Raw genomic sequence first — 23,806 nt, forward strand, 5'->3', positions numbered from 1 at the left:
GTGAGTGCAACAAAGAAGGAAACAGTCGTGCCCGCGAGGCGGAAGGGCGCATGGGTGCGCGGCGCTGCGGGCATCGCGGCCGGCGTCGTACTGGTGTCAGCAACGGGTGCCCTGGCAGGGGCGAGCATCGTGCAGAAGTTCGACGGCGCTGCCGAGGCTTTCCCGGTGCCCTCCGCGGCGGTGCCGGCAGGGGAATACGCGGCGGTGTGCCCGGCGCCGCTGCGCCTGCTGGAGGGCACCGTGGAGGGTGGGGACCCGGAGTTCAGTCCGCTGTCCGCAACGGCCCGGACGCGGGTCAGCGCCATGACGCTCAGCGACTTGAGCGGTACCGTTCCAGGTTCCGCAGTCACACCGCTCGCGGGCGGCGATCCGCTTGCGGTCATCGCCGATGAGGTGCCGGTATCCGAGCAGGAGGACCGGCAGGTCAGCAATGAGGATGGGCTCACCAACCGCCTCACCGGCGTTGTGTCCGGGCAGACGGTTGAGGGCGCGTCCGTTCTGCGTGCGCAGGCCCTCGCCGAGCAGAGGGCAACTGCCGGCGCCGGCTTCACGTACACCGCGACGGACGGTGACCTCGCGGGCCTGGCGGTAGCGCACTGCCAGGTTCCGTCGAATGACTTCTGGTTGGTCGGTGCGGTCACCACTGTCGGTGCAACCGCGGTGCTGAACCTGCATAACCCGGCGGAGTCGCCGGCCTCCGTCGACCTGGATCTCCACGGGTCGAAGGGCGTGATCGACGCACCGGGCGGCCGGGGGATTCTTATCGCTCCGGGGGAGACAGAGTCCATTGTGCTCGCGGGGCTCGCAGCGAACGAGGAGAACGTTGCCGTCCGGGTGCGCAGCAACGGCGGGAGGATCAGCGGATTCATCCAGCAGAGCGTATTGCGCGGGCTGACTCCGGGCGGAGTAGATCTCATTCAGGCCTCAGCTCCGAGCGCTTCGACGCAGGTGATCCCGGGCATCCGAATCCAGGCGCCGGACGTTGCGGACGCTATCGTGGCGCAGAAAGGCTATGCCGGTGCCGTGCCGTCGCTGCACGTTGCGGTTCCGGGCGGCACTGACGCGGTCCTGGACGTTCGCGTGTTCGGGCAGAACGGTGAGGTGGAGCTGCCCGGTGGGGGAGTCGTCACCGCCACCGCCGGTTCTGTGACCGCAATTCCGCTGGAGTCGCTGCCTGAGGGAAACTACTCGGCGGTCATCAGTTCAGACGTCCTGATTTCCGCGTCGGCTCGGGTTTCCAGCGGTACGGCGCCCAAGAAGCCGCTCGATCTTGCCCACGTGCCATCAGCTGCGCGTCTGGGCAGCCAGCACGTTTCGGTCCTGCCGACAAGAGCAGCTGCGGCCTTCGTCTTCAGCGCACCCGAGGGCCGGGCGGAGGTCCGTCTCACGCCCGTCGCAGCCGACGGAGCGCTGGGCGAAGATCGGGTGTTCGACGTCGGAGGCGCCACCACGGTCACGGTGCCTGCTGCAGACCTCGGCAAAGGGACGGTAGCGGCCCTGATCGGCGTCTCGGGCGATCCGGCATATGGTGCACAGGTGGCAACGCTCGACGGCGATACTCCCGGAATCTCCGTAGCTCCGATCCCGGAGGGCAGCGCGGGTCAGCAGAGTGTCCAGGTGAATATCGGTTTCTAGCCGGTGGCCTCAGGCCCGTGAGCGGCCGTAGGCGGGGTCCACGGCTTCGGGCGCCATGCCTAGGAGCTCCGCCATCTGCTCGACCACCACGTCATGGACCAGTTCGTTGGTGGGAACGTAGCCCTTCGCGGTCATCTCGATGGGGTGGCGGTACACGGTGATGGTTGCCGGACGCTTCTCAGCCGCGGGGGTGGATGAACCGAGCAGCCCGCGCACAGCTTCGGGCGCCATCTGCTCCAGTCCGTCAGGGATCTCCTGGACGATGATCTGGACGTCCTGGATCTTGTCGCCCCACAGCCTTTCGAGGCGCTGGGCGGATTCCATGACCCAGTCCTCGAACCGTTCGGACCGGGTGCGGGCGCCGGGCAGATGCGACGGAATGAGCTCACCGCGCAGCCCCCTGCCGTGGCGGTCACGCCGCCGACCGGCATATCGGGACTGCTGGCCGACTGGCCCGTCCGGTACAGCCAGGCGAATGGAGAAAGAGCTATCCCGCATGGGGAAACTCTAGTCCGAACACGTTCCCGCTGCATCACCATCGGGTTGCGCTTCGCTTACGGTGTGGCGCCTTCCCCAGATTTTCCGAACCAGCAATGTGGAGCCGGCCGGGGCGTCGTCCACGCGTCGGTGGGTTCACACGGTAGGCTCATCAGTCGTGGGATCGATCCGGCAATGTTCGCGTTCAGCGTGCCAGCGTGCTGCTGTGGCAACGCTGACTTACGTGTATTCCGATTCCACCGCGGTGCTCGGCCCGCTGGCCACCTACGCGGAGCCGCACTCCTATGATCTGTGTGCGCCGCACGCCGAGAAGCTCACGGTCCCTCGAGGCTGGGAAGTGGTACGCCTGGCGCTCCCGACACGCCCGCCGGAACCTAACCCCGATGACCTGCTGGCTCTGGCCAACGCGGTCAGGGAAGCAGCAGTTGACCGCAGTGCTCCGGAGCCACCGACTCCGCACGGGTCGAAGACCCCGCTGACGCCGCCGCCCGGTGAATCCGGTGCACGCCGCGGCCATCTGCGGGCGCTTCGGGACCGATAAGCTCTCCGCCGCTGTTACCGCCTTATCAACATCGATTCCCGGAGCGGATGCGGTGCGCGATACCCTAGTGTTACCGCACCGCGCGTCCCAGCTGTTCGAGCGGGCACGCACGCTGCATCCGGAATCCTCGAAAGGCTGCATCCTGTTGCCCAATATCGCTCCTGATCTATTGGCCCTCCTTCGATGCCCTGTAACGGGATCCACACTGGTGCAGGAGGGCGAGGTCCTTCGCTCATCCGCTCCGGACTCCACGGGCAACTTCGTTGAGTACCCGATCGACGAGTCAATCCCCGTGCTGCTCCGTCCCGAACTCAGGGCAGCGGAGAATACTCCCGCTGCTACTCCGACGCCCGCTTCCACCGCAGAGGAATCCCCTTCATCATGACTTTCGACTTCAAGGTAGCCGACCTCTCCCTGGCCGAAGCAGGTCGCCACCAGATCAGGCTTGCCGAGCACGAGATGCCCGGACTCATGTCCCTGCGCCGTGAGTTCGGTGAAAGCCAGCCGCTCAAGGGTGCCCGTGTTGCCGGGTCCCTGCACATGACCGTCCAGACGGCAGTCCTGATCGAAACGCTGACGGCTCTTGGCGCCGAGGTGCGTTGGGCGTCCTGCAACATCTTCTCAACGCAGGATGAGGCAGCGGCGGCCATCGTCGTCGGGAGCGGAACGGTTGAAGAACCTGCCGGGGTTCCGGTCTTCGCCTGGAAGAACGAGTCCCTGGAGGAGTACTGGTGGGCAACCACGCAGATCCTGCAGTGGCCGGACGGTGAGCCCAACATGATTCTCGACGACGGCGGCGACGCCACGCTGCTGGTGCACAAGGGCGCGGAGTTCGAAGCCGCGGGAGCAGTGCCCGCGGCGCCGGCGGAAGACGATGTCGACTACTCGCACGAATACACCGTCATCCTTGATGTGCTGCGTGCTTCGCTCGCCGAGGACCCCCAGCGCTGGACCCGCATTGCTGCGGCCATACAGGGCGTCACCGAAGAGACCACCACGGGCGTCCACCGTCTGTACCAACTGGCCGAGCAGGGCAAGCTCCTGTTCCCGGCCATCAACGTCAACGACTCGGTGACCAAGTCCAAGTTCGACAACAAGTACGGAATCCGCCACTCCCTGCCGGACGGCCTGAACCGCGCAACCGATGTCCTCATCGGTGGGAAGGTAGCCGTCGTCTGTGGCTATGGCGACGTCGGCAAGGGCGCTGCTGAGGCGCTTCGCGGCCAGGGCGCACGAGTGATTGTGACCGAGATCGACCCGATCTGTGCGCTGCAGGCCGTCATGGACGGCTACCAGGTGGCGAAGCTCGAGTCGGTGCTCGCCCAGGGTGACATCTTCATCACCACCACGGGCAACAAGGACGTCATCATGGCCCACCACATGCAGGGCATGAAGCACCAGGCGATCGTTGGGAACATCGGTCACTTCGACAACGAAATCGACATCTTAGGGCTGGCCCGCGTCCCGGGCGTCAAGAAGGTCGAGATCAAGCCGCAGGTTCACGAGTGGGTCTTCGATGAGGGCACCGACAAGCAGCGCAGCATCATCATGCTCTCGGAGGGCCGCCTGCTGAACCTCGGCAACGCTACCGGGCACCCCTCGTTTGTCATGAGCAACTCCTTCGCGAACCAGACCATCGCCCAGATCGAGCTGTTCACCAAGCACGGACAGACGCGCGAGGACGGTTCGCCGGAGTACGACAAGCAGGTGTACGTGCTGCCCAAGATCCTCGATGAGAAGGTTGCACGGCTGCACCTCGGCGCGTTGGGAGTCGAACTCACCGAACTCTCGAAGAGCCAGGCCGAGTACCTCGATATTGATGTGGCCGGGCCGTACAAGCCGGACCACTACCGCTACTAGGCACCACCGTCCGGCTGTTGGCCGGCCGATGCGGGGTTGGGATCCTTTCGGGGTCCCAACCCTTACCTATGGCCACGGATTGTGGTCAAGAATCGTCACCGGACCTGCGTGTGTCCACGGACGGCTGCTCCGCGCGCGGGCGTAAAATTTCAACTGGACAGAAACTTAGCAGGCAGGGTATAGAGCATGTCGAACTTCTCCCGAGAGGATCAGCCGCGGCGACGGGGTTGGAAGATCGGCGCGCTCATTGTCGTTGGCTTGCTGGTTATCGGCGGCGGTGCCGTTGGTGCGGTTACCGCGCCGGGCTGGGCCGATTTCGCCAATGAGCCCGCGGCAGCGCCGTCGTCGTCCGCTTCTCCTTCCGAGGAGCCGGCGGCCGAGAAGCCTGAGGCGGAAGAATTCACCTTCGGGGTCACTCCCACCGACGGCGCACTCAGTGTGAATCCCGGAACCCCGCCGGAAATTCGCGCGGAGAAGGCAACCGTCAAGGACGTGGTGTTGGCGCCGGTGGGCGGCGGGGAACCGGTGCCGGGAACGGTTTCGAAGGACGGATCCTCCTGGAAGGCCGATGGACCGCTTGCCTTCGCCACGGAGTACTCGTTCGAGTTTGTACTCGTCGATGCTGCGGGCGGCGAGCACCAGCAGAAGCAGGCCTTCACCACGGTGCAGCCCGAGAACGAAGCCGACGCGTTCATGTATCCCGAGCCTGGCTCCACCGTGGGCACCGGGCAGACCATCGAAATCACGTTCAGCGAGCCGGTGGTCAACAAGGATGCAGTCGAGAAGGCCATCACGATCACCAGCACCTCCGGCCAGCAGGGTGCGTTCTACTGGCTGAACGACACGGAGGTGCGCTACCGGCCCCAGGAGTACTGGAAACCGCACAGCACCATCACCGTTGACATGAAATTGTTTGGCGTGGACTTCGGCAACGGCATGATCGGCAACTTCAACGACACCTACTCCTTCAAGACGCACAACAACCGCCTCGCCCTGGTGGACAACACCACCAAGGAGATGCAGGTCTTCATCGACGGCAAACTGGCGCGGACCTTCCCGGTGACCCTCGGTACCGAGGAATGGCCGTCCTTCTACGGCCTATACACGGTGATGGAGCAGTATGAACGCACCAGGTTCTCGGCGGAGTCCATTGGCCTGGAGCCGGGCGATCCTGCGTACTACGAGGCAACCGACGTGAACTGGGCGAGCCGGATCTCCAACGGTGGCGCCTTTGTTCATGAGGCGCTTCCCGCGGCGCAGCCTGTGCTGGGTCTGGAGAACGTGTCGCACGGGTGTGTGGGTATGAGCCCCGAGGGCGCCAAGTACTTCTACGACACGTTCGGTCCGGGCGACATGCTGGAGATCCGCAACACCGACACTGGTCCGGTGCAGGTCTGGGACGGCTTCGGCGACTGGAACCTGTCCTGGAAGGAATGGACCTCCCAGCAGGCCTAGCCTCTGTCAGGAACTGAACGGCAACTTGTGGAGCCGCTCGGCGGTCCGGGATGTGCGTTCACGCTGTTTCATGAGCCGGGCGTAGTCGCGGTCGCGTCGCTCTGAGACGACGGCGTTCAAGAAGTCCTCCGGCAGCGTTCCGGCCGGCGGGGCAGGGAAGACGAATGCCGACGCTTCGGTGGCCAGTTCGACGGCGAGGGCTGCTCGGGCGGAAGGCGTGAGGCGGCTTGCCTGCCCGATGAACTGCGAGATCCGGCGAGAGAGCGCGTCCGGCAACTGTGCAACGTCGGCTGTGGCGATCCAGTCCCGTAACGACGGCGGCAACACGGCCCGCGTCCGCGTCTTGACGACAACGCGCTCATGCATGGAGTAGGTGCCGGCCAGCAGGTCGCCGAGCCGTTTGGACCGCTCGTTGAACACTGCCACCAGGAAGGCGAGCGAGCCGACCAGCAGGTAGATCTCCAGGACGGCGAGCATTCCGCGGATGAAGGCGTGACGGAATCGGATGGAGCCGCCGTCGTCGCGCACTATCCGCAGCCCCATGACCCAACGTCCAAGGGACTTGCCCCTGGTGACCGTCTCCACCGTCACCGGAAGGACCACCAGCACGAGCACCACCAGCACCAGAACAAGTGCCTGGGTGAGCGCCGGATCGAATGATCCGCCGAGGGTCTGGCCGACGGCGAACATGACGCCGGCGATCACCAGAATCTGTGCGAGCATGTCAATCATCAGACTCACGGCGCGTGCGCCGAATGATGCGGGACGCAGTTCGAGAACGACTGCTTCACCGGTGACGACCGAGCTCATGGATGTCCTCCCCTTGGATGGAATCAGCTTAGCCGCCGCCCGTGCGAGGTTCCCGGGGTTAAGCTGATCGGGTGGATCTGGACGCATTCGAGCAAGTCAACCGCCAGGACTGGGACCGGCTGAATTCTCTGACCCGACAGCGGCGGCTGCGTGGTCAGGAGGCGGACGAGCTGCTCGATCTGTACCAGCGCACGTCGACGCACCTGTCGATGATCCGGTCCATCGCGCCGGAGAGCGCGCTTTCCAACGAGCTGTCGATGCGGTTGTCGCGGGCGCGGACTCGATTCACCGGTGCGCGTTCGAACGTGCTTGAGGACGTAGCGCGGTTCTTTGTGATCTCGCTGCCTGCTGCTTTCTACCGGATCCGGTGGCTGACCGTCATCGTTGGTGTGGTGTTCCTGGGTGTTGGCTGGCTGTATGGGACCTGGGTTGTGAACACCCCCGGTGTGATTGCTGCCCTGGGCAGCGACGAGGAGATTCGGCGGTACGTCGACCAGGACTTTGTCAACTACTACTCGGAGAACCCGGCCGCGTCCTTCGCCGGGCTCGTGTGGACCAACAATGCCTGGATTGCGGTCCAGGCGGTCGCCTTCGGCATCACCGGCATTTGGGGTCCGTTCATTCTGTACCAGAATGCCCAGGCGGTGGGGATGGCCGGGGGAATGATGGCGTCCTATGACAAGCTCGACGTCTTCTTCACCTACATCCTTCCGCACGGCTTTATGGAGTTGACGGCCGTCTTCATTGCGACGGCGGCGGGGCTGCGGATCTTCTGGGCGTGGGTTTCGCCCGGGCCCAGGACCCGGTCGCAGGCCATGGCTGAGGAGGGCCGGTCGCTGATCACCGTTGCGCTGGGATTGGTGTTGGTGCTGTTCGTTTCCGGGCTGGTCGAGGGCTTTGTGACGCCGAGTCCGCTTCCTGTATGGCTGCGGATCGGAATCGGCTTTTTGGTCTTCGCCCTGTACTGGGTGTACACGCTGGTTCTTGGGCGGCGTGCCTTCCAGGCGGGCTATACCGGTGACCTCGCTGATGAGGACCAGGGGGCTTCAATAGCGACGGCCTGATCAGGGGATCGCAGGGGCGGCTTGCCACGGCGTGGTCGACAGCGGTCGTGTCAGTCCACCCGGGTACTGTCTTAAGTAGGTATTCCATGCAAGGAGACAGTCGTGGCTGACAAAGCTGAGAACGAAAATCAGGGCGCATCCGCAGGCGGAGAGCGTCGCGAATCGATGCGCTCAGACGAGGCCGGCGTTGGTTCCACCCGCGTTCGCGAGAGCGGGTTCCCCATGCGGAAGGCGAGCACGCTCCCGGATGTGTCGGCCTACAGCACCCCGGGGGAAGATGATCCTTCTGCCGCTCCTGCGCCGGTCGAGACGGTCAGCCTTCCCGTGACGTCGGAGGCAAATGTGCCTGACGAGGTAACTCCGGCTGAGTCCCATGTGTCCCAGGAAACCCATATTGCGGTTGGCCAGGCCACGGTTGACCCGGCCTCGCCGGCCACCCAACAGATCGCCGTGACTGCCGTCGGGGGCGGAACCGCCGCGCCTTCGAACGCGCCGTTGCCTGCCGACGCAGACTCAACTACTTCCGTTCCGACACCATCCGGCTCAACACGGGTCGGCGGAACCGACCCACGCTCAAACCGCGCGAAGATCGACGACGACGCCGCCCCCGACACCTCCTCCCTGACCATTCGCCCTCCAGAAGATGAGGTGGCGCGGCGGGCGAGCCAGCGCGATGAGGCCGTCGCCGCCAAGCCCGTGCTTCCACGCCTGCTGCAGGTAGCCGTCGCCGCGTTTTTCCCGGTGATCCTCCTCGCGGCGGCAGTTCGAGCCGTGACAACCCCGCTGTTCCTGTGGGTCGAGTACCACCGTCCGGGCTTCCCGGCCGACAGCTACGGTTTCAGCACCGAGGACCGGATGACGTACGGCTCGTACGCAATGGACTACATCCTCAACTGGGCGCCTGCCCGCTATCTCGGGGAGCTCGTCAACGCGGACGGCGACCAGCTGTTCCTCGACAGCGAAGTCGGCCACATGGCTGATGTGAAAGCAGTGCTGTCAACGGGATTCGTCGTTGCAACGGTCCTCGCGCTCCTGGCGATCGCCGCCTGCATTTACCTGGCACGCCGCTACCCTGGTGGCATCCGGAGGGCACTGTTCTCCGGGGCAGTTGCAACGCTGGTCCTGGCGATAGCGCTCGCGGTGGCCGGCATCCTCGCCTGGGAAACCTTCTTCACCCAGGTCCACGCGCTCTTCTTCGCCGACGGCACCTGGACCTTCCGGGTCGACGACACCCTCATCCGACTCTTCCCGGCCCAATTCTGGATCGACGCGGCAGCCACGGTCGGCGCACTCGTCCTGATCGGCGCGGTGCTGACCCTCGTGTTGACCTGGCCAACCAGGGCCCGACGCGAGAAGTCATTCGACGCCTACACCCGGCGCCGCGCCAACAGCGGAGTCTGAAGCACGAGGGCTCCTGACGATCAGCCGGGCGGGCAGCCGTAAGGTCAGATCCAGCTCGGCATCCACATGCGCAGGCGCCACTGGTTGTAGGGGATGGTTTCGGCTGTCCAGATGGGCAGGAAGAACGCCGAAACCAACACCGCCAACACAACAAACGCACCCACAATCACAATGCCGCTCTGACGCCGCCACACGTTGTCCCGGGGCCTGCCCAGGATCAACCCAAGTACGTAGACCAGCGCCAGGATGAGGAACGGCTGGAACACGACCGCGTAGAAGAAAAACATGGTGCGGTCGGGGAACAGGAACCAGGGCAGATACCCGGCCGCCACCCCGGCGAGGATGGCGCCCGCACGCCAGTCGCGCCTGCCGATCCAGAACAGCAGCACCACCAGCAATGACAGCGCAGCGGCCCACCAGATCAGCGGGTTGCCCACCACGCTGACAGCCTGGGAGCAGTCGGAGGCGCCGCAGGTCAGGCCGTCCGATTCATAGTGGAACGACGTCGGCCGGCCCATCACCAGCCAGGACCACGCAGTGGCCTCATACGGGTGCTCGGAGCTGAGGCCGCCATGAAAGGTGTACGCGCTGCGGTGGTACTCGGCCAGCGAGCGCAGGGGAGCGGGAACCCAGTCCCACAGCGGGTCCGGGTTCCCGGCTGCCCACTGACGGTTGTACGCGTCCTTTGAGAGGAACCAGCCCGTCCATGATGCCAGGTAGGTGAGCAGCGCGAGGGGAACGATCGACACGAATGCCTGCAGTCCGTCACGCACGACGGCGCCACCCACCCAGTGCCGGATGCCCACCGTACGCCGGGCAGACATGTCCCACAGCACGGTCATCAGTCCGAACACCGCAATGTAGGGGAGCGCGGACCACTTGGTGCCAAGAGCCAGCCCGAGTGCTATGCCCGCTGCGATCCGCCAGGGCCGAAGCCCCAGCCACGGCCCGTACAGCAGTTGTTCGCGCGTCGGCTGGCCATGCTCGCGGGCGGAACCCGCCATCAGCGCCGCCAGCCGGCGTCGTGCCTGGTGCCTGTCCAGTATCAGCAAGGCAAAGGCGAGGAGCACCCAGAACGAGAGGAACACGTCCAGCAGCGAGGTTCTGGAATGCACGAGGTGGTGCCCGTCCACCGCCATCAGCAGCCCGGCAACAGCACCAAGCACCGGCGAGCCGAAGAGCCGCTGGGCAACCAGAGCAAGGATGAGGATGGACAGGGTGCCCACCACCGCTGCCGTGAACCTCCAACCGAATGGACTCGACGGCCCGAACAGCAGCATCCCGAAGGCGATCATCCACTTCCCGACCGGCGGGTGCACCACGTAATCCGCGGTATCCAGGATGATGCCGGGATTGCCGTCGTTGAAGGACTCATCCGCATTCTCGGGCCATTCACGCTCATACCCGGACTGCAGGAAGGAGTAGGCCTCCTTGACGTAGTACGTTTCGTCGAACACCAGCGAGTCCGGCTCGCCCAACCGGACGAAGCGCAGCACACCGCCGATCAGCGCAACCATGACGGGCAACAGCCATCCCCACACCCCGAAGCTAAGCCACTCGCCCAGCAGCCGCCGGCGCATAGCCCGCTCAGAGAAAGCCGTGCGCGGCGAAAGAACCCACTGCCGCCCGGGCCCCTTGCGGAGGACGGCGGCTGTGGTGGTTTGGCTCACCGGTTCATCGTACCGATCGGCCCTGACAGTTTTGGTGAGCGGGCAGCCAACCTCATCCCCACCAACTAGGCTGAAGCAGTGACGGATGAAACCAGCGACGACGGCGCCCCGCTCCTGCCGGAGCCACTCACCCCGGGGCACGGCAGCATTGTGCTCGCTGCGACCCCGATCGGGAACATGGGGGACGCGACGTTCCGGCTCGTTTCGCTCCTCGAAACCGCTGACGTCATCGCCGCCGAAGACACCCGGCGCCTGCAGCGGCTCATCGGCTCTCTCGACGTGACACCACGCGGCAGGACCCTCAGCTATCACGAGCACAACGAGGCCTCCCGTACTCCGGAACTGCTCGACCTGGTCGCTGCGGGCGCTACCCTGCTGCTCGTGACCGACGCCGGCATGCCATCCGTCTCCGACCCGGGCTTCCGCCTCGTCGAAGCTGCAGCCGAACGGGGTATCGCGGTCACCGTTGCCCCCGGACCGTCCGCCGTGCTCACCGCACTCGCCCTTTCCGGCCTGCCTACGGACCGCTTCTGCTTCGAGGGGTTCCTGCCACGCAAGACGGGCGAGCGCGCCGCACGCCTGGCGGAACTTCGCACCGAACGCCGCACCATGGTCTTCTTCGAGGCGCCCCACCGGCTGCAGGCCATGATCCGCGCACTGCATCAGGAGTTCGGGCCGGAGAGGCCCGCCTGCGTCACCCGTGAACTTACCAAACGGTACGAGGAAGTCATCCGCGGGCCGCTGCAGCACCTGCTTGAGTGGGTGGAAAGCGACGTCGTGCGCGGTGAGATCGCCGTCGTCGTCGGCGGTGCACCGGCTGACCAGCCGTCCGCCCCCGAAGACCACGTCGGTGCCGTCAATGAGCTCATGAGTCAGGGACTGAGGCTCAAGGAAGCCGTGGCCGCCGTCGCGGAAGACACAAGGATCAGCAAGCGGGAACTGTATGCCGCAGTGGTGGCCGCGAGGACCTGACCAACTCAACTCCTTGGAGAAGCGGTTGCGGTTACATAACTGCGGTTGAATCTCAACCGCGGGTCTGCCTACGGTCGAAAGGGCGTGCAGCAATTCAAGGCGGCATATATCGCCGAGTCCGAGTGAGAACTAATCGTCCTGACCGACGACGTGGAACGACTGCCCCGTAATTCCACCGCGATCCAAGGAGCACATCGTGAATCCAGCAGACAATACGTCCGGTAGCCACCGTGCAGGAGCTTCCGGGAAGGGCGAGAATGCCAGTGGCGGGAAGGACCACTCCAATCATGGCGGCTCAGGCAAGATGTATCTGAAGTTCGGAGTCATCCTGCTGATCAGCCTGGTGCTGATGTGGACGTTGTCGATGTCAATGGTCCGATCGATCGATCACTTCTATTACAACCTGAGCAACTTCTGGATGGCGCTGCTCATGGTCGGGGCCATGGCGATCGTCATGGTCGTCGGCATGTGGTCGATGTTCAAGAACACCAAAGCAAACATCGCAATGCTCGTCGGATTCGCGGTGCTCTTCGTCGGGGTGTTCGCGCTCGGGCGGACGGAAACTTTCGTCGGCAACGAGCAGTTCCTGAAGTCGATGATCCCGCATCACTCACGCGCGATCCTGGTATGCCAGGAATCAAACATCACCGATCCGGAAATCGAGCAGTTGTGTACGGAGATTGTGGAAACTCAGCGGGAAGAAATCGCCCAGATGCAATCCATCCTGGATCGATACGCCTCCGAGTGATGCCATCCTCCAGAAGCGGTACGTTCCCCGGCCGTTCCGGTTGTCCTGCGCGTCTCAACACACCCTCCGCATAGAATGCGGAGACCGACCCCGGAGGTGTTGAGACACTCGTGAGTAGAGCTGGCCGTTCCGCCCAGTCTGAAGATCCTGCCTATCGGCGGAGTATCCGCCGCGCAGCGGTGGGTGACCCGAAATGTTGACCGCTACCTTGAGCCTTCTCATGGGCATCATCGTCATCCTCGCGATCATCGCTGCGAACGGCTACTTCGTCGCTCAGGAATTTGCCTATATGTCGGTGGACCGGTCCCGCCTGCGGGCACAGGCAAACCAGGGCGATGAGTCGGCCAAGCGCGCCCTGGCGGTAACCGAACGTACCTCGTTCATGCTGTCAGGGGCGCAGCTGGGTATCACTGTGACGGGGTTGCTTGTCGGCTTTGTTGCTGAACCGCTTGTGGGCGAGAGTCTGGGCGTCCTTCTCGGAGGGGTGGGCGTTCCAACTGCGGTGAGTGTCACGGTGGGAACCGTGGCGGCCCTGGCTGTTTCCACTGTTGTGCAGATGGTCTTCGGCGAGCTTTATCCGAAGAATCTCGCTATCGCCAACCCTGAACCGCTCGCGCGGGCCCTTGCGCGCTCAACAAAGATCTATCTGGTCCTGTTTGGCTGGTTGATCACGGTGTTCGACCATGCCGCGAACGCGCTCCTGCGGATGCTGCGCATCGAGCCTGTGCATGACCTCGACAGCAGCGCGACCGCCCGGGATCTTGAGCGCATTGTTGCCGAGTCGCGTGAAAGCGGCGATCTGCCCGAAGAGTTGTCGGTCATGCTCGACCGCATTCTCGACTTCCCGCAGCGGGAGGTGGAGCATGCGATGATTCCCCGGCTGCGGGTGGACTCGGTGAAGCCGACTACGACGATCGGGGAGGTACGCTTTCGGATGGCACAGGAGCACACTCGCTACCCGGTCGTTGATGACCAGGACGAGCCCGTCGGCGTGGTTCACCTTGTCGACGTGCTTGGCACAACAACTGACGACGACACCGTTGCAACCATCATGCGCACGCCCACGGTACTGCCGACGCTGATGTCCCTGCCTCACGCTTTGGAGCACATGACCCAGGAGCGCAACGAACTGGCCTGCGTCATCGACGAGTACGGCGGCTTCGCGGGAATCATCACGCTGGAGGACCTCGCGGAGGAGATTGCAGGGGAAATCGCTGACGAACATGACACCGGCTTCCCGGAATCAGTGGAAACAGACGACGCCGGCAGGTGGCGCATCGCCGGAGATGTCCACATCGACGAAGCTGAACGCTCCATCGGCCACGGACTTCCGCGCGGCAAGTATGAAACGATGGCCGGTCTGCTCATCGCCCACCACAGTGCGCTGCCCGCCGTCGGCGAAACCGTCCACGTTGCACTTCCTGATGACCCGGCAGAACTGGTCAAGGACGATCCCGTGTACCGCCGATTGGATGCGGAAGTGCTTGAACTGGACCGGCGGGTACCGAAGACAATTCGCGTAACGCTCCACGAGTCCGACAGCAGGGACGATCGTGATCTGGAGTCCGTGCCGGAGGAGGAGAAGCGATGAGCAACCCCTGGATTGTGTTGATCGCGACCGTCGGTCTTATCGGGTTGAGCGCCTTCTTCGTCGTCATTGAATTCGCTCTACTCGGAGCACGCCGCCACCGCCTCGAGGAGGCCGCTGCCACCAGCAGGGGAGCCCGTGCGGCGTTGAAGTCCGTGAACGAGCTCACGGTCATGCTCGCAGGCGCGCAACTGGGCATCACCGCCTGCACGTTCGCCCTGGGAGCTGTGACCAAACCGGCCGTGGATGCCTGGTTCACACCAATTTTCGCCGGATGGGGCCTCCCGTTCTGGGTGGCTGATACGACGTCGTTCGTGTTGTCACTCTTCATTGTGACCTTCCTGCACCTTGTGGTCGGTGAAATGGCACCAAAATCCTGGGCGATCGCTCATCCGGAGACCTCCGCGATCCTGGTGGGTCTGCCGGCACGGGCCTTCGTCTGGATTTTCCGGCCGCTACTGCGCTGGATCAACGAGGTGGCGAATCGTCTCGTCAAAGCGTCCGGAGTGGAACCTTCCGACCGGGCCGCAGTGGGAGGGCAAGACGTCGATACCATCCGCCACCTGGTTGAACACTCCGCGAATGTCGGAGCGCTTGATGCATCGATCCGCACCCCAATCTCAGGCGCACTGGACCTGGAGGAGCTCCGGGTTGAGACACTCATCGCCGAGGGAACGGCGCCCACGGCGGTGCAGCCGGACGCGACCGCGTCGGATGTACGGGAGGCAGCTGCACGTTCCGGTCACATGCGGATTCTCGTCCAGCCGGATACCAGTGAAGGAATACCCGGCGTCGTCCATGTGCGTGACACGCTTCTTGAACCGGCTGACCGGCCCGCGCGCGAGTTCGCGCGCCCGGCGTACGTTCTCGCACCCGAGGTGCCGGTGCACGAAGCCCTGGCACGCATGCGACGGGCTCGGGAACAACTCGCGGTAGTGATGGATGGTCACCGGCTCCTCGGTATTGTCACGCTCAACGATGCCCTGCGTAACGTCCTACCTCGCATCGGGGTCTGATGTATCACAGGGTATGTGCGGCGAGGTTCGAAACCGTGAACAAGGATGGGCGGTGAGGAGCTGGGTTTGGCTCTACCGAAAACCGGGTGTAGTTCCAAGGTCAGGTAGAAGGAGGGCTCTGGGATGGGTTAGGATCTTTCTATCAAGGGGAGTACTCCCGTCTGTGATCGGCCCGTCATTACGGATGCACTGAAGCATCTCGGGTCGTCGGTTCCGGTGTCGTCCGGGCGGAGGAGACCTTGGCGTATCTGTCAACGCCTACCCCTTGGGAGCACCCCTATGCAGGTCACACCTTTGATCTGGCTCATCACGATCGCTGTGACGATCCTGTTCTTCGTCTACGAGTTCTTCGCCCACGTGCGTAAACCCCACGAGCCGTCCATCGGGGAATCGGCGCGCTGGTCCGCTTTCTACATCGGATTGGCATTGCTGTTCGGTGTGGGAATCGGCACGGTTTCGGGATGGACGTTCGGCGGCGAGTACTTCGCCGGCTACCTCACCGAGAAGGCACTGTCGATCGATAATCTGTTCGTCTTCCTCATTGTCATGGCCGGATTTGCGGTGCCGAAGAAGTACCAGCAGAAGGTGCTGATGATCGGAATCATCATCGCCCTGATCCTGCGCGGCGGGTTCATCGCCATCGGAGCGGCCCTGATCGAGAACTTCTCCTGGGTGTTCTACCTCTTCGGTGCCCTGCTGCTCGTGTTGGCCTACCGGCAGGCATTCAGCAGCCACGAGTCCAATCCCGCTGACGGTAAGTTCATGACACTCGTGCGCCGGGTCCTGCCCGTCACTGACGAGTATCACCAGGACAAGCTCACCGTGATGCAGGGCGGGAAGCGCTTCGTCACGCCGATGCTGCTCACAATCATCGCGATCGGCTTCGTGGACCTTATCTTCGCCGTCGATTCGATCCCGGCGATCTACGGCCTAACCAACGAGGCCTATATTGTCTTCACCGCAAACGCGTTCGCGCTGATGGGTCTGCGTCAGTTGTTCTTCCTCATCGGAGGGCTGCTCGAGCGTCTGGTCTACCTCGCCCAGGGACTGGCCGTCATCCTCGGCTTCATCGGCGTGAAGCTGGTCTTCCACGCCCTGCACGTCAACGAGCTCTCCTTCATCAACGGCGGGGAACCGATGCTCTGGGTGCCCGAGATCCCCATCTGGTTCTCGCTGCTCTTCATCGCAGCCACAATCGTCGTCGCGACGGTGGCGAGTCTGCTCAAGACCCGCCGCGACGAGAGCAAGGACGACCGCGGGCTGGTCCACGGCGAACCGGTGCTCACTGCCGACCCAGAGGACGGGGTCGAGGAGTCCGAGGTCGACGAGAAGACGACGTCCACCGCAGCCAAGTCCAATTAGCACCCCACCGGCAGCTGTGAAAGGGGTGACCCAGGGCATCTCCGCCCTGGGTCACCCAAACCCCGACGACGCTAAGATGCATAGCATTGCAGCGGATGCCTAGGCGGCAGCAGCGAGACTGCCGCTTATCGCGGTTCACTGCTGGGTCTGGCGATCACTGAGAGATTAGTGCTGTTTCAGGGGGCTGGTGGTGCGTCAGTGTTCACTGACGTGGCGAGCAGATAGGGGTCGTTTTCCCACTGCTCGTATAGAGCGTCATCGAGGTCCACTCCTAGTTCGTTTTCGACTTCTGCGATGTCCAGGTACTCGTAGACTGTGCCGTTGACGAACACGGCCTGTCCTGGTTCTAACTGCTGCGCTTCCCCTTCATGGAGCACTAGCAGCGGGTCGACGGTGGTCTCGTCCATCCCCGCGAGGGTGAACCCCTGTGCGTCGAGTGGCTCTCGGACCTGGGCGGACAGGGTTACTTCCTCGCCGAAGTATATTGTCAGCTCGTCCCAGAAACTCTGGTCGTACACTTCGTCGTAAGGCCCGGATTCGAGCGTGTCGTCGGCTTCTTCCTCATCGATATTCTCCAGCTCGAGACCGGGGTCTACGTTCTCCTCTCCGCAGCTGGTCACGCCCAGCACGGCAATTGGTAGCACCGCGATCGTGGCGGCCTTCATCCAGGTGGTCGGTGTTCTTGCTTCCATCTTTTCCTCCATCCGCGGAACCGGTGCCTGTTGGCGTCCAGGTTTGTCGGTCGTCTTCGTTCGGGTTGTGCCTCAGGTGCCCGATGCTTCGGGTGCGTCGATGGCGGTGACTTCGAGGTAGTGCTCTCCGATCCAGTCCTCGTGGAGCGCGTCGTCGAGGTCTATTCCCGTTTCTTCCTCGGCGGTCTCGGGGTCGAAGGATTCCATCACAACCCCGGTAAGCTGGATCGGCATGCCGGGTAGGACATTGTCGGTGTCGTTCCCGTTGAGCACGAGCAGGGGATCGACGGTGGGGTCGTCCTCGTTGATGATGGTGAATGAGGTGGGGGAGAGTACGTCGTGGACCTCCGCGGAGAGGCTGACTTCCTGACCGACATAGGTTTCGATCTCGTCGTAGATATTCGGGTCGTATGGCTCAGTCTCAGCCTCGGCACAACCGGCCAGTCCGAAACTGGCTGAAGCTATGACTGACAGTGCGGTGGCCTTTTTCAGGGATGCCAGCCTCGTTGGTGCTCTCATGGTTCGTCCTCCGTGGATATTTGTCAGGTGACCCACCTCCGGGGCGCGCTCATTCACGGTAAGCACGCGCGATTCCTGCATCCAACGAGAGTAATTCTCTTGTTACACGCGGGTCGGGAACTTTCCACAGCTGGCAACCATGCTCGTACGGCCTATTACCGCAGGGATTCAGTAGGGACAGTTGATGGAATGACGGCGACCCATCACGGAAACGAGATGCCGATCGTTACTCCCCCGTTATATCCGTTCTCGTGCCTCCGGGCGTGACCGTTCTAGTCGGTGGTTAGGGAGGCAGCGTTGATGGCTTCGACGTACGCCTGTTCTTCCCATTCTCCGAACACGGCGGCGTCCAAAGCTAGATCCAGTTCCTGTTCCACTGTGGCTGGATAAAACTCTTCGTGGACTACACCTGTCACTCCCACGGGCATTCCGGGAGTGAGTCCGGGGAGTTCCGTTTTATGGACTATCAGCAGCGGTTCGATGATGACCTCGTCGACATCGACCACGTCCTGCTCGGGCCGGTTCGTGGCGTTCGTGGAGCTTACGATGGTGAACACATTCGGCGAGATGACTTCGCCCACGATGGCCGCCAACGTGACTTCCTCACCAACGTAGAATTCCACATCGTCGAAGAACTCGTGGTCGTAAACCCCGGTGTAGTCCTCGTAGGAATCAACGGCTCCCGAATCTTCCTCCAGCGCCTCAGCGCCCGCCTCGGCTGACTCTTCAACGAGGCCTGGGAGGTCATCTTCTTCAGAACTGGTGCACCCGCTCACACCGATTAGCGCGGCAGGCAGAATTGCTAACGCAGCAACTGTACGTATCAACGACTCCTTCTCAACGTTCATGGTTACTCCTGTTCGTGAGGGGCCGTTGCCGCCGTATTTCACGGAAGCCGCGGTCTCCTGCTGCTTGAAGGTGTCCATCCACCTTGTCTTCGTCGGTCCCTGCCGGTCAAGGAGAACTGCCTGTTGAAACACTGACAGCTGGAAACTGTGCACAGCTCTCAATCGCTGCGAGGTAACGAATACACACGCTGGGCTTTTAGCGCGGTCACGGTCTTGTAAAGGCGGTTGAAGCCTGATCGGACGCTTGCTTACGGTCGAAGGGACGTAGATAGCAAATCCAAGTACATGCGATAGGGCGGATGCGTCACCGCCCCCGCCTGAAGGAGGAATTATGACTATCCAGCAGAAATACCCATGGACGCGGAAGATGGCTTTCGCGGCGATCGTCCCATTCACCGCTGTAGGCCTTGTAGCCTGCGGAGGAGAGACCGTCGTTGAGGAAGCCGAAGAGGAAGGTCCGGTTGCTGAAGCGGCCATCCTTGGCGAAACCGTGACACTGCAAACGGAAGTGCAGGAAATCGTGGGCCCGAATGTTTTCACGGTGGGAGACGATGACACCCTCATCCTCGCTGCCGCCGGGATGGGCGACGTACTCGAAGAGGGCGACAACGTGCAGGTGACAGGCACGGTGCGGAACTTCATTCTCACCGACATTGAGGCAGAGGGCTTCGATTTCAATGACGATGAAGCGGCGTACGTCGTGGAATACGAACAGGAATTGGTTGTCATGGCCGATGATGTGGAGGAGCTGCCCTAGGATCAGTCCCTCGGACGTCGTAGACAGCGCGGGCTTGATGTGAAAGGTGAGGGCCTCCTGGTGTCAGAATGTGAGTTATCACCTCATTCTGACAACGGGAGGCCCTCCTCTTGCCAGCGATATGCAGCGGAATTTTTAGCCATCTCCATCATCGGCGGCCGTTAGTGACGTGGGCTGTCGGAGTCGCCGGGTCGAGGTTGTCGATGAGGTCGGCCAGTGCAGTGTTGACTTCATCGGGGTGGGTGAGGTTCACCATGTGACCGGCACCTTTCACCATGATCAGGCGGGCCGAGGAGCCGATTTCGTGGGCAAGGTGCTCGCTTCGTTCGGAGGGGATAGCCCTGTCTTGGGTTCCGCTCACGATGAGGACGGGGATGCTCTGAAGCACGTTCAATGCAGCGGGAACGTTATAGCTCACCAAGGCTGGGTAGAACGCGGTCGCTATCGCCAGCGGCGTGCGAATCCAGGAGTCCTGCATGATCTGCGCGGCTTCCTTCGGCGGATCATTGCGGCTGAAGAGTCTGTGGATCAGCCATCGTCGTCCCTTTGGTCTGCGGAACGGCGCGATGTGGTCGATGATCGGGGAGATCAGCCATAGAAGCCATGAGGCCGCCGTTGTCAAACGTAGTCGCACCGCTAGCCGCGCGGCTGCGTGGGGCATCGTCATGGCGGGGAGGTGTCCCGCGGCGGTCGAAAGCAGGGTGACCGCCACGATTCGTTCTCCGAAAAGCTCCGGACGCTCTCTGGCAAGGGTCAGCGCGGCCATTCCTCCCATCGAGTGGGCGACAAGAACTATCCGACCGGGGGATTGGTCCTCGATGACGCGGGCCAGGTCGCGTGCGAGCTGGTTGATTGTCGCTTTCCGGAAGCGGCCCCAACCGCTGGAACCATGGCCCCGCTGATCGAAGAGCACCAAACGTCCCCGATCACGTAGGGCAGCTCGTTGGGCCTGGAATTCCTGTAAACGGGAACCGAATCCGTGAACAAAGACAACCGTGAGCGGGCCCTCGACCTGTCCATCGGTCTCCACGTGCAGCTGCACCCCATCGTCGGTGGTGATCGTGGATTCAGCCCGTGAACTGACTTGTTGGGATGTGCGCCGCGCGTAGGTGAGACGGGCGGCCACGCTAGACGCAGCGAGCACGACGCCGGCCACCAACAGCCTCATACGCCCTGCCCTATATTCGCCGGTGGCCGCGGTCGGATTTTGTCGGTCGTTTCTCATGGGATCAGTCATCGGCGGTTACCTTCCGGCTTTCCAGCGGCGTGGGTTCAGAGACGGGCCTGGACGTTTCTGCGGCGTTAGGTTTTGAGGATCCGCGCGCTGGTTTGAAGTAATGCCAGCAGACAGAAACCCACCCGGCGGCGAAGATCACGCTGATCACTGTGTCGGTCGGATAATGAACGCCCCAGTACACTCGGGAAATGCCCACGCCCAGCACGATGAGTGGGGCGAGGATGAAGCCGAGGTAGCGCAGCCGGGACTGCGACCATGCTCCGATCAGGAGAGCGAGCCCGCTGTACAGGACGACAGCGGCCGCCACATGTCCGGAAGGAAACGATGAGGTCGGCGGAAGCCCTTCGGACAGGTGATCGACGTCCGGCCGGGGCCGGCCGACGATCATTCCAGTGATCAGATACAACGCGGTCTCGCCGGCCACAATCACGAGCAGAAACACCGCAGGAGCGGTACGCCTCGTAATGGCCAGGGAGAGTGCCGCGGTGACCAGCAGAACTCCAATGATTCCGGTGGTGGTCCCGAAGGACCCGGCGACCATTGCCAGGGCGTTCAACGTGTCCGTGCGGTGCTCAGCGAACCATTGCACCACTGCCTCGTCCATACGCTCGATAGAGGTAAGTACCCCGGTGATGAGGAATCCCACACCGGTCACACCGGCGGCAATGAGCACCCAGATACCGGCGAGTTTCCCTGCGCTGCTCCGCCCGCCGGGTAGTAGCCGGTCACCTGCTGGTGCCAGGGCAAGCGCGGCCCGGTCCTGTGCCCGCAGCCCGAACCACCAGCGCGTGCGCAGGCCAGGAGGCTGTTGCCACTTCCGGAAGGCCCATACGGTCGCTCCCAACCAGGCTAGCCCTAGCAGCCAGCCACCGAGCGCCGGTCCCAATGGGACAGCCCCTGCAAGGACCCGAACGACGTCGAAACCAACTACAGCGACCGCCGGGCTGATCACTGCCCAGGTCCGTCCCTTCACCGGGACGACGGGTAGGAAGACCAGCAGCAGGACTCCGCACGTAACAGTGAGCTGTATCGACCCGCCGGAAAACACGCTTTCGCCTCCCGAGCTCGCACCGCTCGTGAGGGGGTCGAGTGTCATCAGGAGCATCCCGCCGCCGGCGAGAACGGCCATCCCCACGGCAGCAGCGGCCACGTACACCGCCAGCGCGTGATGAGCGCGTATCAGCAGCCACACTGCCGCCACGGGCAGGATTAGCCATCCGGCTTGCGCTGCGATCTCCGCAACGAAGTTCGCGGCGCCGCCCAGCACGTCAATGAACCCGCCCACTGAGGAACTGGCAGTACTGGGCAGCAGCGCCACCTTTTCGAACACCAGGCCCAGAGCAGTCAGCGCGAGAAGGATCCCGGCACACCGCAGGACGAATCGGTTCATCCCCTCCGCCAGTTCATTTGCCATCATGGGCTCCTCTCTTGTGGTTCTTCGCCCTGCCTATCTTTACTGCAGGTTCGCGGTTAGGCGGCATGCGTTGTCCAGAAACTTCTGAGGTGCTGGCCGTTCCTGCCAGGAGCGAAGATCCAGTTGGTGGCTTTCGGCACGGTATTGTGCCGCGATCCCGTCGAGGTCCTGGACTATTCGCCGGTCGTGAACCAGAAGGTTGATTTCCTGGTTCAGCTCGAAGGACCGTATGTCCATGTTCGAGGAAGCGATGACTGCGGTCTCCTCATCAACGAGTACATATTTGGAGTGAAGGACGTATGGCTCCCGGTAGAGGTGGATGACAATACCGGCGCGGAGGATCTCTTCGTAGTAGGAGCGCTGCGCGTGATGCGTCAACAGATGGTCCGAGGTCGCGCCGACGCAGAGATCGATTCTGACCCCGCGCTGGGCAGCCGACGTGAGGGCGATGAGTAGCGACTCATCGGGAACCAGGTAGGGACTGCACATCAGAACCCGCTCCTGGGCCCCGTAGATGAGTTGGTTGAAGAGGCGAAGGTTGTTCGCGTTCCCCAGCCCCGGTCCACTGGGCACCAGTTGGCAGTAACTACTGTTCGCCGGGGCTGTTGCTCGGCTGTCCATTCCCGCTGCAGGGATCGCTTCAGGCGGCAGTGATGCGGACGGATCGGTTTCGGCGGACCAGTCGGCGAGGAACACCGTATTGAGGCTCCCGACCAGTGGGCCTTCCACCTGGACCATCAGATCGATCCAGGTGAACCCCTTCTTCTGGTTCCGTTTCTTGTTGTAGCTGGCGTCGATCATGTTTTGCGATCCGGTGAAGCCCATCCGGTTGTCCACGACGAGGATTTTCCGGTGATTGCGCAGATCCGGTCGTTGATAGTGGAAACGAGGCGGAGCGGCCGGGAGCATTCTTCGCCAACTGATGCCGGCAGCATCCAATCGCGAGATAGCTGCCTCATACCCGGGAAACCCGACACTGCCTACATGGTCAACCAGCACGCGCACCCGCACGCCGCGAGCATGCGCCTTCTCCAGGGCATCGAAGAAGCTGTCCGTCGACGGATCGGCAGCGAGAATGTAGAACTGTGCGTGAACAAAGGCGGAGGCGTGCTCTACCGCATGCGTCATCGCCTCGATACTTTCACCGTAGTCCGGGTGAAGCGTCAAGTCGTTCCCGGCCAACAACGGAGTCGCTCCGTTGCGCTGATTGAGGGTGACAGCCGCTTGTATCGACGGTGGAATGGGGGATGGAAGTGAATGCTCAGTTCCATCGCCTGGGTTGGGCTGCATCTGGCGCTGAAGCTGGGTGATCAGGCTTTGCTCCAAGCCGGCGCGGTGGCCCCGGAGGCTGGATTTGCCGAAAAGCAGGAAGACTATCACCCCGATAATCGGCAGGAAAAATATGAGAACGAGCCAAGCCAGGGCAGCAGAGGGACGTCGGTTGCGAGGAACGATACCCAAGGCCGTGATCCGAATCAGGAAATCGACGACGACAAGCCACGTGAGTGTTCGGCCTGCGGGTGAACCCCACCATGAGAGGAAGTCCAAGACTCAGTTGACCGACGAAGCTGTGGCTGTTGCGGTCGTCTTCTTGCCAGAACCGGCTGCACCCGGCGCGGTGGTGACGGGCGCCGAGAGCGCGGCCATCTTCTTCTTCTTCGTCCAGGTGTGCTTGTTCTTAGTGCCCATCGCTCCTGCTTCAGGTTGAGGGCCGGACGG

Annotated in this window: 23 protein-coding genes; 13 read left to right on the top strand and 10 right to left on the bottom strand. The window is 62.9% G+C overall.

Annotated features, from left to right (window positions below; all coding sequences use genetic code 11):
• Window positions 1–27: 27 nt before the first annotated feature.
• On the top strand, window positions 28–1,635 hold the full coding sequence (locus AC4D2M_RS05710) for a DUF5719 family protein (RefSeq protein ID WP_490890645.1): 1,608 nt from the start codon (window positions 28–30) through the stop codon (window positions 1,633–1,635).
• 9 nt (window positions 1,636–1,644) lie between these two features.
• Here the strand turns inward: AC4D2M_RS05710 and AC4D2M_RS05715 are convergent, their stop codons facing one another.
• Window positions 1,645–2,133: a metallopeptidase family protein gene (locus tag AC4D2M_RS05715; RefSeq protein ID WP_490890646.1), complete on the bottom strand. Its 489-nt coding sequence runs from the start codon at window positions 2,131–2,133 to the stop codon at window positions 1,645–1,647.
• A 157-nt stretch (window positions 2,134–2,290) separates the two neighbouring features.
• Here AC4D2M_RS05715 and AC4D2M_RS05720 point away from each other — a divergent pair, with 157 nt between their 5' ends.
• The 4 genes from AC4D2M_RS05720 to AC4D2M_RS05735 all read left to right on the top strand — a co-directional run bounded on the left by AC4D2M_RS05720 (window position 2,291) and on the right by AC4D2M_RS05735 (window position 5,989).
• Window positions 2,291–2,674 (top strand): DUF3499 domain-containing protein, encoded by a 384-nt coding sequence (locus AC4D2M_RS05720; protein ID WP_490890647.1) that lies wholly within the window; start codon window positions 2,291–2,293, stop codon window positions 2,672–2,674.
• Window positions 2,675–2,726: 52 nt separating this feature from the next.
• The gene (locus AC4D2M_RS05725) at window positions 2,727–3,059 is read left to right on the top strand and encodes a Trm112 family protein (RefSeq protein ID WP_490890648.1); all 333 of its coding nucleotides are present in this window, start codon (window positions 2,727–2,729) and stop codon (window positions 3,057–3,059) included.
• Complete coding sequence (gene ahcY, locus AC4D2M_RS05730) at window positions 3,056–4,534, top strand: adenosylhomocysteinase (RefSeq protein ID WP_490890649.1); 1,479 nt, start codon at window positions 3,056–3,058, stop codon at window positions 4,532–4,534. Before AC4D2M_RS05725 ends, ahcY begins: the two co-directional genes overlap by 4 nt.
• 186 nt (window positions 4,535–4,720) lie before the next feature.
• Window positions 4,721–5,989, top strand: a complete 1,269-nt coding sequence (locus AC4D2M_RS05735) for a L,D-transpeptidase (RefSeq protein ID WP_490890650.1) — start codon at window positions 4,721–4,723, stop codon at window positions 5,987–5,989.
• Window positions 5,990–5,995: 6 nt separating this feature from the next.
• Here AC4D2M_RS05735 and AC4D2M_RS05740 read toward each other — a convergent pair whose 3' ends face one another.
• A complete protein-coding gene (locus tag AC4D2M_RS05740; RefSeq protein WP_490890651.1) occupies window positions 5,996–6,799 on the bottom strand; it encodes an RDD family protein in 804 nt (267 codons plus the stop codon).
• A gap of 71 nt (window positions 6,800–6,870) precedes the next feature.
• On the opposite strand from AC4D2M_RS05740, the gene AC4D2M_RS05745 reads away from it, so the two are divergent.
• Window positions 6,871–7,863 carry a stage II sporulation protein M gene (locus tag AC4D2M_RS05745; RefSeq protein ID WP_490890652.1) on the top strand — a complete coding sequence of 331 codons (993 nt, stop codon included), beginning with the start codon at window positions 6,871–6,873 and terminating at the stop codon, window positions 7,861–7,863.
• A 102-nt stretch (window positions 7,864–7,965) separates the two neighbouring features.
• A complete protein-coding gene (locus AC4D2M_RS05750) occupies window positions 7,966–9,264 on the top strand; it encodes a DUF1461 domain-containing protein (protein WP_490890653.1) in 1,299 nt (432 codons plus the stop codon).
• A 44-nt stretch (window positions 9,265–9,308) separates the two neighbouring features.
• Here the strand turns inward: AC4D2M_RS05750 and AC4D2M_RS05755 are convergent, their stop codons facing one another.
• Window positions 9,309–10,844, bottom strand: coding sequence for a dolichyl-phosphate-mannose--protein mannosyltransferase (locus tag AC4D2M_RS05755; protein WP_490890937.1), 1,536 nt, complete (start codon window positions 10,842–10,844; stop codon window positions 9,309–9,311).
• 168 nt (window positions 10,845–11,012) lie between these two features.
• Between AC4D2M_RS05755 and rsmI the strand changes: the two genes are divergently transcribed.
• The 5 genes from rsmI (at window position 11,013) to AC4D2M_RS05780 (ending at window position 16,620) form a co-directional block, all read left to right on the top strand.
• Entirely contained in the window at window positions 11,013–11,906 is an 894-nt protein-coding gene (rsmI, locus tag AC4D2M_RS05760; protein ID WP_490890654.1) for a 16S rRNA (cytidine(1402)-2'-O)-methyltransferase, read from the top strand.
• Between the two features lie 196 nt (window positions 11,907–12,102).
• Window positions 12,103–12,654: a DUF305 domain-containing protein gene (locus tag AC4D2M_RS05765; protein WP_490890655.1), complete on the top strand. Its 552-nt coding sequence runs from the start codon at window positions 12,103–12,105 to the stop codon at window positions 12,652–12,654.
• A gap of 193 nt (window positions 12,655–12,847) precedes the next feature.
• Entirely contained in the window at window positions 12,848–14,245 is a 1,398-nt protein-coding gene (locus AC4D2M_RS05770; RefSeq protein ID WP_490890656.1) for a hemolysin family protein, read from the top strand.
• A complete protein-coding gene (locus AC4D2M_RS05775) occupies window positions 14,242–15,258 on the top strand; it encodes a hemolysin family protein (protein WP_490890657.1) in 1,017 nt (338 codons plus the stop codon). The genes AC4D2M_RS05770 and AC4D2M_RS05775 overlap by 4 nt, the downstream gene beginning before the upstream one ends.
• A gap of 279 nt (window positions 15,259–15,537) precedes the next feature.
• Window positions 15,538–16,620 carry a TerC family protein gene (locus tag AC4D2M_RS05780; RefSeq protein WP_490890658.1) on the top strand — a complete coding sequence of 361 codons (1,083 nt, stop codon included), beginning with the start codon at window positions 15,538–15,540 and terminating at the stop codon, window positions 16,618–16,620.
• A 176-nt stretch (window positions 16,621–16,796) separates the two neighbouring features.
• Here AC4D2M_RS05780 and AC4D2M_RS05785 read toward each other — a convergent pair whose 3' ends face one another.
• The 3 genes from AC4D2M_RS05785 to AC4D2M_RS05795 all read right to left on the bottom strand — a co-directional run bounded on the left by AC4D2M_RS05785 (window position 16,797) and on the right by AC4D2M_RS05795 (window position 18,757).
• Window positions 16,797–17,312, bottom strand: coding sequence for a hypothetical protein (locus tag AC4D2M_RS05785; RefSeq protein ID WP_490890659.1), 516 nt, complete (start codon window positions 17,310–17,312; stop codon window positions 16,797–16,799).
• 72 nt (window positions 17,313–17,384) lie between these two features.
• Window positions 17,385–17,831, bottom strand: coding sequence for a hypothetical protein (locus AC4D2M_RS05790; protein WP_490890660.1), 447 nt, complete (start codon window positions 17,829–17,831; stop codon window positions 17,385–17,387).
• Window positions 17,832–18,103: 272 nt separating this feature from the next.
• Window positions 18,104–18,757: a hypothetical protein gene (locus AC4D2M_RS05795; protein ID WP_490890661.1), complete on the bottom strand. Its 654-nt coding sequence runs from the start codon at window positions 18,755–18,757 to the stop codon at window positions 18,104–18,106.
• 253 nt (window positions 18,758–19,010) lie between these two features.
• On the opposite strand from AC4D2M_RS05795, the gene AC4D2M_RS05800 reads away from it, so the two are divergent.
• Window positions 19,011–19,436, top strand: a complete 426-nt coding sequence (locus AC4D2M_RS05800; protein WP_490890662.1) for a hypothetical protein — start codon at window positions 19,011–19,013, stop codon at window positions 19,434–19,436.
• A gap of 148 nt (window positions 19,437–19,584) precedes the next feature.
• Here the strand turns inward: AC4D2M_RS05800 and AC4D2M_RS05805 are convergent, their stop codons facing one another.
• The 4 genes from AC4D2M_RS05805 to AC4D2M_RS05820 are packed head-to-tail and all read right to left on the bottom strand — an operon-like array spanning window position 19,585 to window position 23,776.
• Entirely contained in the window at window positions 19,585–20,661 is a 1,077-nt protein-coding gene (locus tag AC4D2M_RS05805) for an alpha/beta fold hydrolase (protein WP_490890663.1), read from the bottom strand.
• A gap of 4 nt (window positions 20,662–20,665) precedes the next feature.
• Window positions 20,666–22,090, bottom strand: a complete 1,425-nt coding sequence (locus AC4D2M_RS05810; RefSeq protein ID WP_490890664.1) for a phosphatase PAP2 family protein — start codon at window positions 22,088–22,090, stop codon at window positions 20,666–20,668.
• Between the two features lie 36 nt (window positions 22,091–22,126).
• On the bottom strand, window positions 22,127–23,635 hold the full coding sequence (cls, locus tag AC4D2M_RS05815; protein WP_490890665.1) for a cardiolipin synthase: 1,509 nt from the start codon (window positions 23,633–23,635) through the stop codon (window positions 22,127–22,129).
• A 3-nt stretch (window positions 23,636–23,638) separates the two neighbouring features.
• The gene (locus AC4D2M_RS05820; protein WP_490890666.1) at window positions 23,639–23,776 is read right to left on the bottom strand and encodes a hypothetical protein; all 138 of its coding nucleotides are present in this window, start codon (window positions 23,774–23,776) and stop codon (window positions 23,639–23,641) included.
• Between the last annotated feature and the right edge of the window lie 30 nt (window positions 23,777–23,806).

The organism is Arthrobacter sp. TJ-270 (assembly GCF_058269075.1).

Coding starts and splice junctions, on each gene's coding strand:
- AC4D2M_RS05715 (WP_490890646.1), bottom strand. CDS start 2,133: ATGCGGGATAGCTCTTTCTCCATTCGCCTGGCTGTACCGGACGGGCCA.
- ahcY (WP_490890649.1), top strand. CDS start 3,056: ATGACTTTCGACTTCAAGGTAGCCGACCTCTCCCTGGCCGAAGCAGGT.
- AC4D2M_RS05735 (WP_490890650.1), top strand. CDS start 4,721: ATGTCGAACTTCTCCCGAGAGGATCAGCCGCGGCGACGGGGTTGGAAG.
- AC4D2M_RS05740 (WP_490890651.1), bottom strand. CDS start 6,799: ATGAGCTCGGTCGTCACCGGTGAAGCAGTCGTTCTCGAACTGCGTCCC.
- AC4D2M_RS05755 (WP_490890937.1), bottom strand. CDS start 10,844: ATGCGCCGGCGGCTGCTGGGCGAGTGGCTTAGCTTCGGGGTGTGGGGA.
- AC4D2M_RS05770 (WP_490890656.1), top strand. CDS start 12,848: ATGTTGACCGCTACCTTGAGCCTTCTCATGGGCATCATCGTCATCCTC.
- AC4D2M_RS05775 (WP_490890657.1), top strand. CDS start 14,242: ATGAGCAACCCCTGGATTGTGTTGATCGCGACCGTCGGTCTTATCGGG.
- AC4D2M_RS05780 (WP_490890658.1), top strand. CDS start 15,538: ATGCAGGTCACACCTTTGATCTGGCTCATCACGATCGCTGTGACGATC.
- AC4D2M_RS05785 (WP_490890659.1), bottom strand. CDS start 17,312: ATGGAAGCAAGAACACCGACCACCTGGATGAAGGCCGCCACGATCGCG.
- AC4D2M_RS05790 (WP_490890660.1), bottom strand. CDS start 17,831: ATGAGAGCACCAACGAGGCTGGCATCCCTGAAAAAGGCCACCGCACTG.
- AC4D2M_RS05795 (WP_490890661.1), bottom strand. CDS start 18,757: ATGGACACCTTCAAGCAGCAGGAGACCGCGGCTTCCGTGAAATACGGC.
- AC4D2M_RS05800 (WP_490890662.1), top strand. CDS start 19,011: ATGACTATCCAGCAGAAATACCCATGGACGCGGAAGATGGCTTTCGCG.
- AC4D2M_RS05805 (WP_490890663.1), bottom strand. CDS start 20,661: ATGAGAAACGACCGACAAAATCCGACCGCGGCCACCGGCGAATATAGG.
- AC4D2M_RS05810 (WP_490890664.1), bottom strand. CDS start 22,090: ATGATGGCAAATGAACTGGCGGAGGGGATGAACCGATTCGTCCTGCGG.
- AC4D2M_RS05820 (WP_490890666.1), bottom strand. CDS start 23,776: ATGGGCACTAAGAACAAGCACACCTGGACGAAGAAGAAGAAGATGGCC.